The 19,160-nt window shown below is 44.5% G+C and carries 20 protein-coding genes and 1 riboswitch; of the genes, 13 read left to right on the top strand and 7 right to left on the bottom strand.

The features are described 5' to 3' along the window. Positions 1-41 precede the first annotated feature (41 nt). Positions 42-207: riboswitch (M-box (ykoK) riboswitch) on the top strand. A gap of 234 nt (positions 208-441) precedes the next feature. Further along, positions 442-1,797: a magnesium transporter gene (gene mgtE, locus ACQE26_RS17110; RefSeq protein WP_045925675.1), complete on the top strand. Its 1,356-nt coding sequence runs from the start codon at positions 442-444 to the stop codon at positions 1,795-1,797. A 36-nt stretch (positions 1,798-1,833) separates the two neighbouring features. On the opposite strand, the gene ACQE26_RS17105 is transcribed toward mgtE, so the two are convergent. Next, complete coding sequence (locus ACQE26_RS17105; RefSeq protein ID WP_003154734.1) at positions 1,834-2,166, bottom strand: MerR family transcriptional regulator; 333 nt, start codon at positions 2,164-2,166, stop codon at positions 1,834-1,836. A 192-nt stretch (positions 2,167-2,358) separates the two neighbouring features. Here ACQE26_RS17105 and ykzB point away from each other — a divergent pair, with 192 nt between their 5' ends. The 4 genes from ykzB to ACQE26_RS17085 all read left to right on the top strand — a co-directional run bounded on the left by ykzB (position 2,359) and on the right by ACQE26_RS17085 (position 4,125). Beyond that, on the top strand, positions 2,359-2,514 hold the full coding sequence (gene ykzB, locus ACQE26_RS17100; protein WP_500470135.1) for a protein YkzB: 156 nt from the start codon (positions 2,359-2,361) through the stop codon (positions 2,512-2,514). 89 nt (positions 2,515-2,603) lie between these two features. Next, positions 2,604-2,786, top strand: a complete 183-nt coding sequence (fbpA, locus tag ACQE26_RS17095; RefSeq protein WP_016936380.1) for a Fur-regulated basic protein FbpA — start codon at positions 2,604-2,606, stop codon at positions 2,784-2,786. A gap of 142 nt (positions 2,787-2,928) precedes the next feature. Next, positions 2,929-3,393, top strand: a complete 465-nt coding sequence (locus ACQE26_RS17090) for a MarR family winged helix-turn-helix transcriptional regulator (RefSeq protein WP_007610911.1) — start codon at positions 2,929-2,931, stop codon at positions 3,391-3,393. Positions 3,394-3,570: 177 nt separating this feature from the next. Then, positions 3,571-4,125: a YkoP family protein gene (locus ACQE26_RS17085; protein WP_438421748.1), complete on the top strand. Its 555-nt coding sequence runs from the start codon at positions 3,571-3,573 to the stop codon at positions 4,123-4,125. A gap of 9 nt (positions 4,126-4,134) precedes the next feature. Here ACQE26_RS17085 and ACQE26_RS17080 read toward each other — a convergent pair whose 3' ends face one another. Genes ACQE26_RS17080 through ACQE26_RS17070 form a run of 3 tightly spaced genes read right to left on the bottom strand, consistent with a single transcriptional unit; the run spans position 4,135 to position 9,319 of the window. Beyond that, positions 4,135-5,970, bottom strand: coding sequence for a DNA ligase D (locus tag ACQE26_RS17080; RefSeq protein WP_500470134.1), 1,836 nt, complete (start codon positions 5,968-5,970; stop codon positions 4,135-4,137). Positions 5,971-5,972: 2 nt separating this feature from the next. Continuing rightward, complete coding sequence (gene ku, locus ACQE26_RS17075) at positions 5,973-6,854, bottom strand: non-homologous end joining protein Ku (RefSeq protein ID WP_064778804.1); 882 nt, start codon at positions 6,852-6,854, stop codon at positions 5,973-5,975. Between the two features lie 59 nt (positions 6,855-6,913). Continuing rightward, the gene (locus ACQE26_RS17070) at positions 6,914-9,319 is read right to left on the bottom strand and encodes a bifunctional diguanylate cyclase/phosphodiesterase (protein WP_500470133.1); all 2,406 of its coding nucleotides are present in this window, start codon (positions 9,317-9,319) and stop codon (positions 6,914-6,916) included. A gap of 135 nt (positions 9,320-9,454) precedes the next feature. Here ACQE26_RS17070 and ACQE26_RS17065 point away from each other — a divergent pair, with 135 nt between their 5' ends. The 4 genes from ACQE26_RS17065 (at position 9,455) to ACQE26_RS17050 (ending at position 13,315) form a co-directional block, all read left to right on the top strand. After that, on the top strand, positions 9,455-10,090 hold the full coding sequence (locus ACQE26_RS17065) for a DedA family protein (RefSeq protein WP_500470132.1): 636 nt from the start codon (positions 9,455-9,457) through the stop codon (positions 10,088-10,090). A 244-nt stretch (positions 10,091-10,334) separates the two neighbouring features. Next, complete coding sequence (locus tag ACQE26_RS17060) at positions 10,335-11,117, top strand: TerC family protein (protein ID WP_438421754.1); 783 nt, start codon at positions 10,335-10,337, stop codon at positions 11,115-11,117. A gap of 276 nt (positions 11,118-11,393) precedes the next feature. Continuing rightward, the gene (sigI, locus tag ACQE26_RS17055; RefSeq protein ID WP_438421756.1) at positions 11,394-12,149 is read left to right on the top strand and encodes an RNA polymerase sigma factor SigI; all 756 of its coding nucleotides are present in this window, start codon (positions 11,394-11,396) and stop codon (positions 12,147-12,149) included. Next, positions 12,146-13,315: an anti-sigma factor domain-containing protein gene (locus ACQE26_RS17050; RefSeq protein WP_500470131.1), complete on the top strand. Its 1,170-nt coding sequence runs from the start codon at positions 12,146-12,148 to the stop codon at positions 13,313-13,315. Before sigI ends, ACQE26_RS17050 begins: the two co-directional genes overlap by 4 nt. 6 nt (positions 13,316-13,321) lie before the next feature. Here the strand turns inward: ACQE26_RS17050 and ACQE26_RS17045 are convergent, their stop codons facing one another. Then, positions 13,322-13,516 carry an alpha/beta-type small acid-soluble spore protein gene (locus ACQE26_RS17045; RefSeq protein ID WP_013352019.1) on the bottom strand — a complete coding sequence of 65 codons (195 nt, stop codon included), beginning with the start codon at positions 13,514-13,516 and terminating at the stop codon, positions 13,322-13,324. A gap of 134 nt (positions 13,517-13,650) precedes the next feature. Further along, positions 13,651-14,352 carry a transcriptional regulator HtpK gene (htpK, locus tag ACQE26_RS17040; protein ID WP_500470130.1) on the bottom strand — a complete coding sequence of 234 codons (702 nt, stop codon included), beginning with the start codon at positions 14,350-14,352 and terminating at the stop codon, positions 13,651-13,653. A 148-nt stretch (positions 14,353-14,500) separates the two neighbouring features. Between htpK and htpX the strand changes: the two genes are divergently transcribed. From htpX to ykzE, 4 genes are all read left to right on the top strand, one after another. Then, positions 14,501-15,394 (top strand): protease HtpX, encoded by an 894-nt coding sequence (htpX, locus tag ACQE26_RS17035; protein WP_500470129.1) that lies wholly within the window; start codon positions 14,501-14,503, stop codon positions 15,392-15,394. 158 nt (positions 15,395-15,552) lie between these two features. Then, complete coding sequence (locus tag ACQE26_RS17030; RefSeq protein WP_438421760.1) at positions 15,553-16,905, top strand: TrkH family potassium uptake protein; 1,353 nt, start codon at positions 15,553-15,555, stop codon at positions 16,903-16,905. Positions 16,906-17,001: 96 nt separating this feature from the next. Beyond that, positions 17,002-17,676 carry a DUF421 domain-containing protein gene (locus ACQE26_RS17025; protein WP_438422125.1) on the top strand — a complete coding sequence of 225 codons (675 nt, stop codon included), beginning with the start codon at positions 17,002-17,004 and terminating at the stop codon, positions 17,674-17,676. Position 17,677: 1 nt separating this feature from the next. Continuing rightward, the gene (ykzE, locus tag ACQE26_RS17020) at positions 17,678-17,848 is read left to right on the top strand and encodes a protein YkzE (RefSeq protein ID WP_016936366.1); all 171 of its coding nucleotides are present in this window, start codon (positions 17,678-17,680) and stop codon (positions 17,846-17,848) included. 41 nt (positions 17,849-17,889) lie between these two features. Here ykzE and ACQE26_RS17015 read toward each other — a convergent pair whose 3' ends face one another. After that, positions 17,890-18,912, bottom strand: coding sequence for an acyltransferase family protein (locus tag ACQE26_RS17015; protein ID WP_438421762.1), 1,023 nt, complete (start codon positions 18,910-18,912; stop codon positions 17,890-17,892). Between the last annotated feature and the right edge of the window lie 248 nt (positions 18,913-19,160).

Below are 19,160 nucleotides of genomic sequence, written 5' to 3'. Positions count from 1 at the left end.
ACATTCCTTTTTTTTCTGTAATCTCAGTGTGTCAATTCAAATAACAACTTCGTTAGGTGAGGCTCCTGTATGGAGATACGCTGCTGCCCAAAAATGTCCAAAGACGCCAATGGGTCAACAGGAATCATCGACATAAGGTGATTCTTAACGCAGCTGGATGATTGTCCTATGCCATACAGTGCTAAAGCTCTACGAATGAAGGCCCCGCACGTTTATTTGCCGTGCTTGTTTTCGCCTTCATTTCGGAAGGTTTTTTTTATGCCTCAAAACGTACATGACTGAGCATGATAAGGAGGTGCGGAGTATGGATTCTCCCCATTCGAGTATGTCAGAAGAAGTACCCATATACAGCCAGATAACCAGTGACGACATGATGAGGAGACAAACCGCCGCACTTCCCTTGACGGACGGCGCGTCTCCGTAAAGGAGGTACGAGTCCCGATGGTCCAAAACATGACCTATGACGAACTCATATTACGCATTATCATTTTATTGCGGGACGGAAAAATAAAAGAATTCCGAAACATGATAGACGAGCTTCAGCCCTATGATATGGCCTTTTTATTTAAAGAAATGCCGGAAAAGCACCGGGCCCGCTATCTGTCATATATGACGGTTGATGACATCACCGACATGATCGGAGAGCTGGAGCGGGAATTTCAGCTTGCCGTTCTCCATAAAGTCGGTAAAACGAAAGCCACTCTCGCAATGAATAAAATGGATAACGACGATCTCGCCGCTTTGCTGGAAGAGATGGATGAAGAGCTGAAAGAGCAGCTTTTGTCCAGCATGGAGGCCGAGGAATCAAAGGCCGTACAGCTTTTGATGAACTATCCGCAAGAATCCGCGGGCCGGATGATGACGAACCGCTTCGTCTGGATTCCGCAGCATTATACAGTAAAAGATGCGGTCGTGAAGCTGAAAAGCTTTGCGGAAATCGCAGAATCAATTAACTACTTGTACGTGATTAATGACAGCAAGCAGCTTGTCGGGGTGCTGTCTTACAGAGATTTAATTCTCGGCGAGCCTGACGATAAAGTGCAGGATCTCATGTTTACGCGTGTCATCTCAGCCGGGGTGCTCCAGGATCAGGAAGAAGTCGCCCGGCTGATCCAGCGGTATGACTTTTTAGCCATTCCCATCGTTGAAGAAAATAATGTGCTTGTCGGCATCGTCACTGTCGATGATATTATCGACGTCGTGATTAAAGAGGCTGATGAAGATTACGAAAAATTCGCCGCCTCCGGTAAGGCGATTACATTTGATACGAAAGCGTACGTGGCGGCGTACCGCCGCTTGCCGTGGCTCATTCTCCTTTTGTTTATCGGATTGATTTCCGGAAGCATTCTGAATTATTTTGAAGATACATTGCAAAAAGTCGTCGCCCTCGCATTTTTCATGCCGATGATCGCGGGAACGACGGGAAATACGGGCACACAGTCACTCGCCGTCGTTATCAGAGGATTGGCTAAAGAAGAAATGAATAAAAAAACCATCTTTAAACTGATTTTCCGGGAGTTAAGAGCCGGCATCTACATCGGTATTGTCTGTGCGATTGCGATTACGATTGTCGCAACCGTCTGGCAGAAAGACTTAACGCTCGGTTTTGTCGTCGGTTCATCGCTGCTTGCAACGCTGATTATCGGTACGATGGCCGGAACGATCGTCCCTATTATTCTTCATAAACTGAACATAGACCCGGCGATTGCATCCGGGCCGCTGATTACGACGCTGAACGATATTTTGTCCTTATTAATTTATTTCGGCATTGCAACTGCATTTCTTCATGCTTTATAAAAAAAGGTCCGTCTCACAGGAGGCGGACTTTTTTTGTCAGCGGTTTTTATATTTAAAATGAGCATTAAGCTGTCCTTCCAGCATTTTCTTGCGGAGCTGCGGGTCGTTTTTGAGGGCCTGCTCTTTTTTGCGCATGTCTTTTAAAATCTCAGCCGTCTGTACGCCGTCCTCACGCTTGTTGGCAATATCCATCAGCCGCTCAACGTCCGCGAAGGAATATTTTCTCGTTCCCCGCGATGAGCGCTGCGGGTAAATTAATTTCCGTTCTTCATAGTATCTGATCTGCCTGACTGACAATCCGGTTAATTCGCTTACAATGCCGATCGAGATTACTTTTTTATCTTTGTAAGATTGTTCGTCTGTCGTCATTTTTCCACCCCTGGATGTCTTTTACTCATATTATATAAGAAAAAAAGAGAAAAAACCTGACGCTTGTCAGGTTTTCTGACGTGAAATAGAAGATTTTAGAAAAAAAGCGTCAGAAAAATTAACAAGGTTAATGCATGGCTCTGTATCCCGTTTTATGCTTATTTTACAGATACAATGAGAGGAAGGATATGAATGGAGAAAGAAAAAGCGGTTTCGCTGGCAAAAGAAATCATTGAATTAGATATGAAACGCGATGAAATGCTGGAGACGTTTATGCAGCTTGCCGGGGAACACGCTTTTCCGCTGCTCAGAGCCGTCCAGAACGAACTTTACCGAAAAACATCATAATTCCACATAAGTTTTACAATGGCTTCATACGTCATTGAAATAAAAGCGGTATTCTGATCATAGAATAACGGAAAACAAAGGAGGGCGTCATGAGTCATTTGTTTCAAAATGCACTGGACAAAGAGAGAAACCATTATTCCAAAAAGCTTCTTCAGATCGGAGTCTATACGAAAGAAATACTGAACTCCATGACAATCACGGAGCTGAGAAAGGAATACGCGTATTTTTTTCGGAACATTCCCTATAAAGAACGAAACCCTTATACAAATTAAATGATGTATAAGGGTATTTTTTTATATAAAAAAGAAGGAATTCTGAAAAACGGCACGAATAGAATATAAAACAAAGAACGACTCTTATGAATTGTAAGGGTTTACATTATTTTTTTATAAAAATCTTAAATACGGGGTAGATATGATGAGATTATCATTTAACGAAGAAGAAGTGATGCGTTCGATGAATTTGTACAAAGTTTTTGCAAGGGCTTTCAAAAGTGTGTCTGAACACAGCATTCGCGACAGTAAAGAACACGGTTTTAACCCGACTGAATTTGCCGTTTTGGAGCTGCTGTATACGAGAGGCCCGCAAAAGCTCCAGCAAATCGGGTCGCGTCTTTTGCTTGTCAGCGGGAATGTCACCTATGTCATCGACAAGCTTGAAAGAAACGGGTTTTTGGTCAGAGAACAAGACCCGAAGGACAAACGGTCTGTTTACGCCCATTTAACTGATAAAGGAAATGAGTATTTAGACAAAATTTATCCGATTCATTCATTGAGAATTGCGAGAGCGTTTTCAGGACTTATGCCTGAGGAACAGGAACAGCTGATAGCCTTATTGAAAAAAGCGGGGATTCACAGCCAGCACTTGCTTTTCCGTTAAAAGAAAGCGGATACAAACACTCTTCTTCAAGGAGAGTGTTTTTTTTCTGTCCTACGGTAGAGCCTGAAGCGGATTTTGCATATGCTGATACAGGGCGGCATCATTATTTACCAATCATAATGTGACATGCCCCATGCCAAAATATGAAAGTGCTTTGATTATAAAGAAGGTGAACGTGTGAGAAGCTGTCTGCTGACTATATGGTACTTACTTGATCCGCTTTATTTCTTCTTTACCCGGCTGACGCTGATTGATAAACAGCAATCGAATGTATTCCGCGTTCGTTTGACAAGATATAAAGGGAAAGAGGTCATCCTGAGCGACGGAACCAGAATTAAAAAAAACGACGTGTTAGTCAAGATTCATCTTCATAACGTCAAACTCCTGAAAGAACTGCAGCCTATTGAAAGCGCGGTCAGAAGGGGGATTATGCTATATCAGAAGGTTTATCAATCCATGCCTCATTTAGCTGATTATATTAACCAGCATAAACGGAAAGACGAGATTAAAGGCGTCGTCGGCATTACAATGCTTCATAAAGGGGCGGCAAGACTCGGATTTGATGTAATAAAGCCGTCCAGCAGCTGCTACAGGCTGTTTAAAAAAGCGGCACATATTCCGATTTTATATTTTACTGCAAAACAGCTCACCCTCAAAAACATTCCTTATTCCTGCTATTTATTCATTTCTAAAGAAAAACTGATGTACACGTATCAGACTGAAAAGAGCTGACGAAAAGCGTCAGCTCTTTCTCTTGATTTGCTCAAGCACGTTTGAAAGCGGGCCATCCTGCGGATTCCGGTAAAAATCATAAAACGGATCTCCCTCTGTCCTGACCCGATTCACCACTGTATCAATCGTATAATCATCGGGTGTTAAAGAGGAGTTGACTTCGTTCCAATAAAGAGGGGCGGCAACCGTTCCTAGTTCATTGCCCCGGGTCGAATAAGGAGCGATGATCGTTTTTCCTTCGGCATGCTGCAAATAATCTAGGTAGAGCCTGCCGTTTCGGTTTTTGATAAACCGCTCTGTCGTAAAAAGATCCGGACGCGTCCTGACGCAATAATCGGCGATGAGCATTGTGAACGCGCGGGTCTCCTCATAGGTGAATGCTTCCGGTGAAAGCGGGATGTAGAGCTGAATGCCTTTATTCCCGGAGAGCTTCGGGAATGATGTAATACTGAATGAGTCAAACAGCTGTTTCAGCACATGGGCCGCCTCCACGGCCATAGGAAAATCGTTCCTTGACGGAGGATCAAGGTCAATGACGATTTCTGCGGGCCTTTCAGAATGCACGGTCTGAAACGGAACGTGAAATTCCAGCGCCAGCTGATTGGCGAGCCATAAAAGAGACGGTACGCTGCTGCATACGATGTGTTCGTGGCTTCCGTCAAATACGCTTGAGACAAAGTCCGGCGTGTAATCCGGTTTGTTTTTTTGAAAAAAAGATTCGCCCGGCGCTCCATGAGGATAACGGATCACCGTGACGGCCCGATCTTTGAGAAAAGGCATAAGAAAATCGCTCATCTTCACCATATAACAAAGGAAATCCGCTTTCTTTTTTTCAGACTTCTTAAAAACGGTCTTATCCAGGCTTGTGAACTGCAGCTTCGGCGGCAGTGTTTTAGAACGGAGGATAAGCTGCTCATACGTACATTCAGTCCAATCCATTTCAAACTGAAAAGAAACAAAAGATACTTCACGCAGCGTGTCCTGCAATATGGTTAAATACTGCACGGTCATACAGATGGAAGGCTCAAGTATATACTCGCCGCTTTTTTGTTTTTTGCCGTGAGTCTCCATAATAGTTCTGACGGCGTTTTTTTCTTCCGCCTGCATGCCGTGGGAAACGGAAGCGATCGGGACAATGGTGCCGTCTTTTAATACCGAGGCCGTCACGTACCCGTTCTTCGGATTAAACCCGGTTAATAGCACGTGAGCCGTTTTCATATGTTTATACTTCTGCCAGTCGGGAGACCGTTTATTTTCCGCCCAGCCGCTTGATGCTTTTTTTGCTACTATTCCTTCTCCGTCATGCCGGACGATCTTGTCCCAGAGCGCTTCAAAGTCAGTGTGCTCCGGAATGTACTGAATCGCTTCCTCCGCTAAGTGATGGGGGCTTTTCGGAAGATTTGCTTCTTCAAACAGTTTGAAAAGGGCGCGCTTCCGCTTCACATACGGCAATGAGACGGTGCCGGCACCTTCCAGAACTAAGAGATCAAATGCCAGAAAGCGGCACGGCCGTCTATTGGCGGTGCTTTCAATGGCTTCCGCCCGTTTTAAACGCCCGCGGATTTGAATATGTTCAAAGTCCGCTCTGTACGGATTGATTAAATAGACAAGCTCTCCGTCAAGCGTAATGGGGAACCGGTCTTTCATGTGCTGAAAACACCGTGCCGCAAAAGCCGTGATTTCCGGAAATTGATTCGTCAGCGTCTGGCCGTTTCTGCTGGTCAATGTGACGCCGCTTTCGTCTATGCGGAGAAGACAGCGGAATCCGTCATACTTTACCTCATAGCGCCACTCACTGCCTATGGGCGGTGAAGAGGTCAAAATCGGCTGCATCGTCAGCACCATGATTAAGACGTTCCGGCTTTTTGTCTGGTCGTCTTCCGCTTTTTGCCTTCGCCGCCTGCAGGTGCGGCGTCTTTTGTCCGCGCCGGTGCAGCCTGCTCGCGATTCGGCCGCTTCGTCCGGTCGATGCTTGCCTGAAGGGCGCTGACAAGATCAATGACATCTTCGCGCGGGCCGGCAGCAGCGGGTGTTACGCCTGCTTCTTCATGTTCAAGCTTATCATTAATTTTGGCGAGAAGGGCTTTCCGGTATGTGTCTTCGTATTGCTCTGGGTCAAACTCGGTTGTCAGCTCATTAATTAACGTAATCGCCGTCTGCAGCTCTTTTTCATTAACCGCTGTCTGCTCCGGAACGCCCGGCACATGTCCGGCATTTCTGACTTCATCCGGATAATGAATGGATTCCATCACGATGCAGTTGTTATACACCCGAAGAATCGCAAGCTGCTGCTTAGAACGGATTGTAATAGAGGCAATCCCGATTTTACCGGTCGTCCTCAGCGCTTCCCGCAAAAGTGTATAGGCTTTTGTGCCGTTGTCTCCAGGGCCGACATAATAAGACCGGTTAAAATAAATCGGATCAATCTCTTGCAGCTGGACAAAGTCAACAATCTCAACCGCTTTTTCTTCGTGTTCCTGTTTTACGTCTTTCAGGTCTTCGTCTGTCAAAATGACGTATTTTCCCTTTACATACTCATAGCCTTTAACGATTTCATCCGGCTCCAGACTCTTTTCACACCCGGTACAGATCTTTTCGTATTTAATCGGCGCATGATCTTCTTTATGAAGACTGCGGAATTTTATATCTTTATCTTCAGTGGCCGCAAAGAGCTTGACCGGGATATTGACGAGGCCGAAACTGATCGAACCCTTCCACATCGTGTGCATGAATAAAAACTCCTTTTTTCTTTATTGTGGATAATCGGGTCCGTTCCATGTGTAGAAACTTATGGGTGGCGCGGCGCTTCATTGAGGAGCTGTTCAATCTCCTCAGGAGGCAATGGCCTGCTGAAATAGTATCCCTGGAGAAAATCGCATCCTTTTTCATCTAAAATCTTTTTTTGCATCGCCGTTTCAACCCCTTCAGCAACGACTAAAAGAGAAAGCTGATGGCCCATGGCAATAATGGCGCCGGTGATCTGCGCAGATTTAGGATGTGTCTGAAGATCATCTATAAATGATTTATCTATTTTCAATCTGTGAATCGGAAAGTCCTTCAAGTAGCTGAGAGAACTGTGACCCGTTCCGAAATCATCAATGCTTACACTGATTCCCAGCTCAGTTAGTGCGGTAAGCACTTTTTTGCTGTGCTCGTGATCTTCCATTGTCATGCTTTCAGTCACTTCTGCTTCAAGCAGCCGGGGAGGAAGCTTGTAATGGGAAAGTGTTTTCTGAATAAACGGAACCAATTCTTCTGATTGAAACTGTTTGGCCGAAATATTAATGGCGACTGGAAGGTGATATCCTTTTTCATGCCATTCCTTCGCCTGCCGGCACGCCTCGGTGATGATCCATTTGCCGAGGTCAATAATCAGCCCGGTTTCTTCGGCGGCCTGGATAAAGTCTCCGGGATTCTGCAGCTTCCCATCCGCGCCGGCCACTCTCAGAAGCGCTTCAGCTCCCGTGATGAGCTGATCAGAAGAGCTGTATTGAGGCTGATAATGAAGGACGAACCTTTTTTTCTCAATCGCTTCTCTCAGCTCCATCTCAAGCCGAAGCTTTTTCGCTTCTTTTTCTCCGATTTGGGCAGAGTAATATTTGTATTTGCTTTTGTTTCGGTCTTTGCAGGCGTACATCGCCATATCGGCTTTTTTCATCAGTTCCATTCCGTCCGACCCGTCTTTTGGAGAGACGGCGATGCCGATGCTGACAGAGGTGATCAGCTCGTGCTCCTGAATGGTAAACGGTTTTTCGAACTGCAGGATGATCTGTTTTGCTAAATCATCAATGTCATCGTGCTCAGAAGGGACGTCAGTTAAAATAATAATAAATTCATCACCGCCAAGACGGGCGATAAAACCATTATCCGGGATGATGGAAGAGAGTCTCTGAGCCGCTGATTGAAGAAGTCCGTCTCCGGCATTGTGCCCGAGCGCATCGTTAATAATTTTAAACCGATTTAAATCGAGAAAGAACACAACGGTCAAGCGTCCGAATGAATGATCTCTTTCCAGAACTTCTGTCAACCGCTGAACGGCATGCCGGCGGTTCGGCAGGTCTGTCAAAGAGTCATAATGCGCCATACGGTGAATGTCCTTCTCGGCTTTCCGCTGTTTGGTCATGTCTTTGCAGATGACATATACACTGTCCAGTCCGTTATCGACCAAAACGGGGATAAAGGTAACATTAATATAAAATAAGCCGACGTCTGTTTTCAGATCAGCATCAATATGCAGGGCCTGCTGTTCTTTTTTTACTTGTTTAAAATAGGTTTTCAGCTGTCTGCTGATATGCTGGCGCCAATTTTGGCTGTCCAGTCCGAAATTGTGTTTCATCTCGGCTCCTGCGTCATTAGAGTAAAGAATTTTACCGTCAGGAGATAGGATGAAAATCGGGTCAATATTATGATTGATTAATGATTGAAACCGCTGTTCATGGTCTTTCATACGTTCATTGTGGCGGAAAAACTGACGATCGAAATGTGAGCTGAAAAACAATAACATCTGAAAACAAAAGATGATCAGCGTAATATAAACGGACCAATGAAACGAATGAATTTCCATATCGTTTTCCGGCTTTCTCATGTCTTCATAAAATGAGGCAGCCATCATTCCGGTATAATGCATTCCTGAGACGGCCGCGCCCATGAATACAGAACCGATGATTTTGTGAAAAGTAAAAGGTTCCGTCGGTTTCTTCGCTGCCAAACCGAAAAATACTTTCAGCGAAATGAAAGAAGAAGCCATGGCAATCAGAATAGACATACAGAACAAAAAGGGATTATACATAATCATTACCCGGGAAATGGCCGACATCCCCATGTAATGCATGAGAGAAATTCCCGCTCCCATAAAAACAGATCCGGTAATCAGCCGGCTGAATGTTAAGATTCTCCGGCTGACGATGTATAAAGCCGCAAAAGATCCGGAAATCGCGGCGGCTGCAGAAAAGAACATCGGCACAGCTTCATAATTCATATGCATGTTCATATAAACGGCAAGCATTCCGACAAAGTGCATTGACCATATGCCGAAACCCATGATAACTGAACCCGCAAACAGCCACAGCTTACTTTGAATCCCCGTTTTGAGCGTTATTTTTCTGGAAATTTCAAGTGAAGTAAATGCCGCCAGACAAGCAATCAGGATGGATAGCCCGACAAGCGGGACATTGTATTGTACATGTAATTCCAAAAGATGATTCCTCCTACTACTACCGATCTGAAACGATCCTCATTTATATCGGCGCGACATAAAAATATTTCAGTTTCGAGGTTTTGTGTTAAAATGATTCTTAAGATTCAGAATACAATTTGCCTGGAGTGATAAATGATCGAAGGTTTTATCATATCAATAATAGAAGCGTTTAAAAGCTTATCCTACGCCGGAATTTTTTTGGCGCTGAGTATAGAATTTATCCCGGCGGAAATTGTACTTCCGCTTGCGGGCTACTGGGTGTCAAAAGGGGATATGACGCTTGCCGGAGCCGTGTTTGCCGGATCGCTCGGCGGTGTTTCGGGTCCGCTGGTCTTATATGGAATCGGAAGGCTGGGGGGCCGGCCGTTTTTGCTGAAGTATGGAAAGTATGTATGGATAAAACCCGAATCGCTTCAGAAATCAGATCATTTCTTTCAGAAACACGGAGGTTTGGTAGCGTTCAGCGGCCGTTTTATACCGGGGGTCAGGACGCTGATTTCTCTGCCGTGCGGAATTGCGAAAATGAATGTCTGGGTGTTTTCTCTTTATACATATGCAGCGATGCTCCCGATTACGTTTGTTTACGTATACCTCGGAATGAAGCTCGGGGAAAATTGGAAAAGCGTCGGTTCCATTCTTGATCAATATATGCTGCCGCTCGGTATACTCATTGTGTTGCTTCTTGTCTTTTATCTGCTTTTAAAAAGAGGAAAGCATCGGGATAAAACAGAAAAAATTTCTCAATTTGCTAAAAAAGTTAAGCGTTGACAAATGATGAAACAGGCTTTATCATGAGCGTATAAACAAAATATTTCTTGAAATCCCAAAGGGGAGTAGCGTCCGGATGTTCCGGAAACAAAGTCGTCAATTCATGGATCATATCCATCGGCTTTGTTGGCATGCCAATCATTCATGTCTAGCAAGACCTTTGCCTTATATCGGCAAAGGTCTTTTTTGCGTAAAAAAACGCCGATATAAGCTCGGATGATAGAAAAGAAACGGAGGGAATGGATTGGACTTTGCATTATTATTGGAGTATGGATGGGTTCTTCTCGTTTTAATCGGGCTGGAAGGGATTTTAGCGGCGGATAACGCGCTGGTGATGGCTGTGATGGTGAAGCATCTTCCGGAAAAACAAAGGAAGAAGGCTTTATTTTACGGATTGGCGGGCGCTTTTATTTTACGTTTCGGGTCGCTGTTTGCCATTTCTTTTCTGGTGAATGTCTGGCAGGTTCAGGCCCTGGGCGCCTTATATCTGTTTTACATCGCGGTCAGTCATTTGCTGAAGCGGTATGTATTCAAACATGGCACAGGGCAGAAAACGCAGAAAGAGAGCGGGTTTTGGCAGACTGTATTGAAAGTGGAGCTGGCTGACATCGCTTTTGCCGTTGACTCCATTTTAGCGGCGGTCGCGCTTGCCGTAACGCTTCCGGAAACGCCGCTTCCTGCCATCGGCGGCTTGGATGGCGGTCAGTTTCTCGTTATTTTAGCCGGCGGTGTTATCGGTTTAATCATCATGCGCTTTGCGGCGTCAATGTTTGTTTCCTTATTAAAAACCAGACCGGGCCTTGAAACGGCGGCATTTGTTATTGTCGGGTGGGTAGGCGTGAAGCTCGCTCTTTATACTCTGGCTCATGAGGAACTCGGCGCCATTCCGGCGGATGTTATTCACTCTGCGGCTTGGAAAATCATTTTCTGGACGGTTTTGGCAGCCATTGCGGTTTGCGGATGGTTTATGTCAGGAACAAAACAAATAGAGCAGGACGCGGCATCAGCGGAAAGAGAACACGCATAAAAGGAATCTTAAAGGGGACTGTTTTTTTAAAAAGCAGGTTCCCTTTTTTATTTGAAACGCTTACATTTAAGACATATGATAACAATTTTATAACAGCCTTGTTACAAAAAACACAGAGAAAACCCCCTTAATTCTGCCCGAAGGCACGAAATCATGTATAGTACGTCTTATTGGCTTGTCATAATTGAGACAAATGAAATCGATTTCTCTTTTTCTTCCTTTGCGAATCCCTACTAAATTAGCTATGATTATGAGTAGTTATAGGGAGGAACTGAGGTGAAACCAGTGCTTAGCCTTTTGTTTAAATTGGGAAAAAAGAAGCAAACGCTTGAAACATCTGTTGAAAAAATACAAAAAGGCGACAAAGATCTGCAGAACGATTTAATACAGCAATATAAGCCTTTTATCGCGAAGACGGTTTCATCCGTTTGTAAACGATATATAGATGAAAAAGACGACGAATTCAGCATCGGGCTGATCGCGTTTAACGAAGCCATTGAAAAATATTCGGCTGAAAAAGGTAATTCGCTGCTTGCATTTGCAGAGCTGATTATAAAAAGAAAAGTAATAGATTATATCAGAAAAGAAGCAAGAGCCGCCCAGCATATCAATATGGATGTGCAGGAAGGCGACGACCAGGAGTCTTCGCAAAGCCTTATTGAAGCGGAGCTTTCCATTGATGAATACCGCAAACAGATAGAGATTGAGCAGCGCCGGGAAGAAATTCTTTTTTTTCAGAAGCAGCTGCAAGAATACGGTCTGTCCTTTAAAGAGCTGCTGGAACAATCGCCGAAGCATACAGATGCGAGGCAGAATGCGATTAAGGTAGCCTACACGCTTGTGGAAAATGAAGAGCTGGCGTCTATTTTGCACCAAAAGAAACAGCTTCCGGTCAAACAGCTGGAGCAGCTCGTGTCGGTCAGCAGAAAAACGATCGAACGGAACCGAAAATATATCATCGCCATGAGTATTATTATTTCCGGTGATTATATTTATTTAAAAGATTATCTTAAAGGGGTGTTGCACTCATGAGAAGAGGGATCATAGTAGAGAAAAATAAAAAATTCGTCACGTTGCTAACCCCTGACGGACAATTTTTGAAAACAAAAAATGATCACCGCGCTTGTGAAATCGGAGAGGAAATGACGTTTGAAGGCGAAACGCGTATGGGAAGAAGGGCCAGCTTTTTTGATTTTCTGAAACTGCGCCCTTTTAAATTGGGAGTGTTTACAATGACTGCTATTATCCTATTTATTTTAATCATGCTCCCGGTTTTTTCTAATAACAAAGCTTACGCGTATATGACGCTTGACATTAATCCAAGCATTGAAATGGCTTTAAACAGCAAATACGAAGTCATTGAACTCACACCGCTGAACCATGACGCCCAAAAGGTCATAAGTGACATCGGAGACTGGAAAAGCAGCGATTTTAAGGAAGTCATCAGTAATATTATTACCGATTGCAGCAAGCATGGATATGTAAAGGAATCAAAAGAGATTTTAATTTCCACGGTTTACGAAAATACAGATGACAATACATATAAAAAAGGCGTTAAAAAACAGCTGGCTGACATGACTGAAAAATACAAGGGCACCTACCAGCTTCAATCTCTTGAATCAGATATGGAAACAAGGGAAAAAGCAAAACAGGAAGGGATGTCAACAGGCAGCTACATAAGAAGAAACGAAAAGAAAACAGAAGATAAACAGCCTGAAAAGAAAACCGACGATAGTGAAAACGAACAGAAAAACACTGAAACAGATACCGATCAAAACAAGCAGCCGGACACAGAAAAACCGGCGGCTGATGACAACACGGCTCCTGATGAAGAAAAGGCAGCAGAGCAGCCGGATAACAATGAAACAACGCCCGGCACGGAAGATGCGAAGCCGGACAGTCAAGACGGCAATCAGCAAAACGAAAAAAATGCAGTTTCCGGATCAGAGGAAAATACCCAGAAGGAACAAGATGGGGAAACAGAGCAGCCCCCAACACAAAATCCTCAGGAAAACGGAAATGACAAAGAGCCTAAGCAGAGGTATAACAATCATTACTGGAATCATGAACGAAATGAACATTGGGAATCCTATCGGCGCCATGAAGATCCGTCAGACCGAAGGAACCCGAACGGCTACCGCCACGGAAGGGAGAATGCTGATAAACATCAAAATTCGCCGAGAAATCCCGGCGAATAAGCTGCATTATTGAGTTTTGCCGTTTAATTGTGATTGAGCCTGCTGTACAAGCCGCTTTGTCATTTCCCCGCCTACAGAGCCGTTTGCGCGTGCTGCTGTATCAGAGCTAAGGTTCACGCCGAATTCTTGAGCCACTTCGTATTTAAATTGGTCAAGTGCCTGCTCAGCCCCTGGAACTAAGAGTTTATTTCTGCTCGCCATCTTTTTCATCTCCTTTTCTCTGGCAAGATGTTTTACGCGTTTTAGTTTCAAACGGAACGGTATTGATTATGCTGGCAATTGTTGTGCACCTGAAAAAACCCCGGCGCAGACACCGGGGCAAAAAAACGTATGAATTATAATAAATGGCTGGTCATTTTGTAGGCGGAGGCTTGGATATGGAAAGTCAAAACGGAGAGCACGGTAACCGCGAGTATGGACCTGATATTGTTCCATTGCCCGCTTTCGAGTTCTTGAAAGCAGTCTCTGAGCTTGTCCGTCTGCTGTTCAACGAGCTCCTGCAGGCTCGTTTCCTTCATCGGCGGGTTTGTCTTATGATGAAGATAATCAATCACCTGGGCGCAGCTCTCATAATAGCTGATCGGGCTGATGATGTCATCTGATCTGTCGGTGATCGTGTTAAAAGCGATTTTTAATATGGCGCGTATATGTTCGAAGTCATAAATTGATTTTAAATCACGTACAATGAGAAGGATGACAGCTTGTTCAATTGTATATTTTTTTCCGAGTAAAGGGTGTCCGATTAAATCTTTAATATCGCGCTTCACCCAGTTTTGGACGGCGGTTGATTTTAAAGACGTCAGCTCGCACAGGTTTCCCAGCTCGACAATCTCGTTTGTTGAAAGCCCGTATTCCTTTTTCTCTTTTTTTCGTTCGAATCTCGTCAGAAATTCAGGGATGTGCAGCCGGCTTTCCGCTTCATCCAATGTCATGTCCGCTGATTGCAGTAAGATTTGGAGAGGGGTTGCGTCTCCTTGGCCTTTTAACGCGTAAAGAAGCCGCACCATATCGGTTCGTGTCAGTTTAAACGTGTTCATGGTTCACCTCTGATTGATTACGTGTTCACTTTCTTATATCACTGAGAATTACATTAACATCATACGTCGAAATTGTTGCATTTTCAAACAGATCATTTATAATTTAATTAAATAAGTTCTTTTGATCTTAAAAAAGACGGAGGTAATTATGGCGAAAAGAATATTTCTGTTTATTTTAACGAACCTTTTGGTCATTACGACAATCGGAATTGTGCTTACGATTATTACAAGCGTTACCGGTGTCGGCTCGTATATACAAAATGGCCGCGTCGATCTGATGGCATTGCTCGTGTTCAGCCTTGTCGTCGGTTTTGTCGGTTCTTTTATTTCTCTCGGAATGTCCAGATGGATGGCAAAAACGATGATGGGCGTCCGGGTGTTAAATCCGAAGAAGCAGTCACTCAGCTATGAAGAGCAGCAATTGGTTGACCGTGTGCACAGATTGTCCCGTGCAGCCGGAATGACGAAAATGCCTGAAGTCGGCATTTATCATTCACCTGAGGTCAATGCCTTTGCGACCGGTCCTTCTAAGCGCCGTTCGCTCGTCGCGGTTTCCTCAGGTTTATTGCAGCAGATGGATGATGCTGCGGTGGAAGGGGTTCTTGCCCATGAAGTCGCACACATTACAAACGGTGACATGGTCACGATGACGCTGCTTCAGGGAATCGTCAATACGTTCGTCGTATTCCTTTCCCGTATCGCGGCATGGATTGCGAGCCGCTTTGTCAAAGAAGATCTCTCCCCGGTCGTGCATTTTATCGCGATGATCGTGTTTCAGATTATTTTTTCCATTCTCGGCAGTCTTGTCGTCTTCGCATACTCGCGTCACAGAGAGTTCCACGCTGACCGCGGCGGTGCCGACCTTGCCGGAAAGGATAAAATGATTCACGCCCTGCGTACGCTGAAGTCTTATACGGGACATGTGAATGAAGAGGACCAGACGGCGGTGCAGACGTTGAAAATTAACGGCAAAAAGCATTCGTCACTGTTCTCCACACACCCTGATCTGGATGAGCGCATCCGCAGGCTGGAAGCCAAATAATCAACAAAACCTCTGACAATCGTTTCAGAGGTTTTTTGTTTAAAGATCGGCAAATTACATAAGGTAATGAAAAATCTTTCTAAAAAGCCCTTTAAAAAATCTCCCAATATCATTAGAATAATTACGTACTACATTTGAGAGGCAGAAGGAACTATCTTATGAAATTAAAGCTGAAGAAATTCATACAGGTTTTGTCGCCTGCACAGCTGATTGCGTTATATTATTTTCTTGCTGTGACGGTGGCATTTATTTTGTTAAGTCTGCCGGCGGCCCACAAACAAGGGGCCAGCTGGTCGTTTATAGACGCGCTGTTTACGGCGGTCAGCTCAGTCAGTGTCACCGGTTTAACGGTCGTCAACACGGCTGACACATTCAGCACGGCCGGAATTGTCATTTTGGCTTTCGTGCTTCAATTCGGCGGGATCGGCATTATGACGCTCGGAACATTCGTCTGGCTTATTATGGGCAAACGGATCGGTTTGCGGGAACGGAAGCTCATTATGGTGGATCAGAATCAATCGCAGTTTTCCGGTATCGTCAACTTGATGAAGCAAGTGCTGTTTTTGATTTTATTAATCGAGTTTTTAGGCGGCATCATTTTAGGAACCTATTTTTTAACGTACTATGATTCGTTTGAACAGGCGTACTTGCACGGCTTCTTTGCGAGCGTCAGCGCAACGACGAACGGCGGTTTTGATATTACGGGAAATTCACTCGTTCCGTTCAGGCATGACTATTTCGTGCAGTTTATTACGATGCTTCTGATTGTTTTCGGTGCGATCGGGTTTCCGGTGCTCGTAGAAGTGAAGGACTTTTTGTTTTCAAAACAGCGCAGATACTCATTTACGCTGTTCACGAAAATTACGACCGTAACGTTCGGACTGCTCGTTTTGTTCGGGGCTGTCGGAATATACGCGCTTGAAGCCACCCATGTCATGAAGGGAAAAAGCTGGCATGATGTTTTATTTTTATGTCTCTTTCAATCAACCGCTACGAGAAGCGGCGGGCTTGCGACGATTGATATCAGCCAGCTGTCGGCGCCGACATTATTTTTCATTTGCGCCCTTATGTTCATCGGCGCATCGCCGAGCTCGGTCGGCGGCGGAATCCGTACGACGACATTTGCGCTCAACCTTCTTGCTCTGTTTCATTTTGCCCGCGGAAATAAAGCGGTCAAGGTCTTTAAGCGCGAGCTTCATCAGGCTGATGTCATAAAGTCGCTGGTCGTTACGATGATGGCGATTCTGCTCGTGTTTGGGTCAACGCTGATTCTGGCAGTGACGGAGAAAAATCAGACGCTGCTGGGACTGCTGTTTGAAGTTTGTTCCGCTTTCGGAACGACCGGGCTTTCGCTCGGAATCACTCCGCATTTAAGCGACATCGGAAAATGCGTAATCATGGTGGTCATGTTTATCGGCCGAATCGGTATTTTGACGTTTCTTTATTTAATCGGCAGAAAGGAAATCGAAGCAAATTATCACTATCCGAAGGAAAGAATCATTATCGGCTGACACCGCTTTTTGAAAAGCGGTGTTTTTTTATTACCGGAAAATGGATGGGTGGAAACGGTTTTGTTGGAGATTCTAATTCGTAAAGAGGTGACGTCATTGCTTGCCGTTTTTTGGAAATCCTTGATTATGATAGCTGTCGGTACCTTTTTATTGCGAATTGCCGGACGGAAATCGATCAGCCAGCTGTCGGTGACTCAGACGGTCATCATGATTTCCATCGGCTCCATTATTATTCAGCCGTTTATTGAACATAGTTTATGGGAAACCATTTTCGCGGCGTCGATTTTTATCGCAGTACTGATTCTGATGGAATATTTAGAAATCAAATCAAACTTTTTTGAGTTTTTGTTTTCGGGGAAAACCGTCGCCGTTGTCAGAGACGGAAAAATCATCCCGGAAAATTTAAAAAAGATGCGTTTCACCGAGGCGCAGCTCTCCATGCGGATCAGGCAGGAAGGCCTCGGGGACATACAGGATTTTAAATATGTGCTGCTTGAGCCGAACGGACAGATCGGCTATGAGCTCATTGATGATGCCAAAAATGTGACAGTGCGCGACCTTAAAAAAATGTTTGATGAATTCAAAACAGATCTGCAGACAGAAGGAGGAAATCAAATGAAACGAAAAGCAGCGAAGAATGAAGCTTTGACCAACAACAATACACCGACTGAGAGCATGGATAAAGATGCATACAAAACACAATATGACGGCGATCCCGGACTGAGAGGGGCAAACCGCAAATCAAAGCACGGCAGACAAGGGGGCGAATAATATGACGAAAACAAACCGGCACAGCAAAGACATGCAAAATCATAAAAAGCCGATGGACCCTAAATTGCTTGAAGAAGAATTTTCAAGTGAGCTCGGAGATTATAACGCCGGAAAATGGATTGAAACGCTTGAACAGACGAAGCCAAAGAAAAAAGAAGACGGCAAAAAATAAAAAATACCTCTTAGGCGATAACGCTTAAGAGGGATTTTACATTATTTCGAATAAGCCCCGTTCCTTGTTCCTTTAATCGCTTCAAGCCAGCCGGTGATCCGCAATTCAATAAACGGCTGTGCGGCCGTTTTCACCGCATTGCTGGAGAGAATGGACGTGAGGGCGGCCGTTAACATCAAGAGAACAACTAAATTCTGGTAATCGGACAGATGATCTTCAAGCCCGATCTGCCGCAGCGTTTTTATAATGAATCCATGCAGCAGATAGACGTAAAACGTTCTCGTACCCCACTTCGTAAAGAAATAACGCTTTTTCGGAACGAGCGCCAAAAAGCTGAAGGTGGCGGCAAAGGCCAATACGTACCAGCAGATCCGCGACAGACCGCTCAAAAGCGTCACTGTGCCGAATGTAGAATAAGGCTCCGATCCGAACAGCCACGAGTAATCAAAATCAATGAACCAGCATAAGAGGAAAACAATGCCCAGTACGCCCGCGGCAATCTGCCTGCCCCTTTTGGCCCGAAGTAAATCAAAGTGCTGTTTTTTCAAATAAAACCCGGCGAGGAACATCGGAAGAAAGACAAACGTCCGTGAAAGACTCAGCGTGCTGCTGATGAAATCAAGATACCCGATCATGACGGCAAGCCCGCAGCTTGCCCCAAGCGCCCACATTTTCGGCAGCTTCGTAAAGGGATACAGCAGCAGATTCCAAAAGAATAAGCTGACTAAAAACCAGAGAGACCACTGCGGATCAATCGGATTGACGCTTGTCATGCTTTCATCCTGAATCAAATAGTAAAAAACCGAGTAGATGCCCTGAAAAATCAGGTACGGAATAATCAGCTTCACAGCCAGCTTTTTTACATAACCTTTCCGCTTAAAGTTTTTTGCGAAATAGCCGGAAACCAGAATAAAGGCCGGCATATGAAAAGTATAAATGAATTTGTAGAGATGGAGCATAAACTCATTTCCGTTAATAAATGACCGGAGGATATGGCCGAACACCACCAGAAAAATCAAGATAAACTTGGCGTTGTCAAAATAACTGTCTCGCGATTTTGTCATAGCATCACCTTCTCTTCAAAAATCATCCACTGCATGATTATTTCCTGATGATGTTCATTTTAAAATAAAAAACAAAAAATTGAAGGAGGAAAAAAGGGATTGTTAGGATGATGTAACGGGGAGGTAAGGATCGTAGAAAAAGACTCTAACTTGTCATATCATTGAAATTTTCTGAAATGTATAGGGCGAATGAAGGAAGATGAGGTATTTTGTAGAAATATTGAAGGATAGGTTTTTGAAGAAGGAGT

Source organism: Bacillus sp. 5RYD7K, from assembly GCF_059831465.1.
The sequence above is the reverse complement of the archived record's forward strand: the minus strand, read 5'-3'. Positions and strand labels throughout refer to the sequence as shown.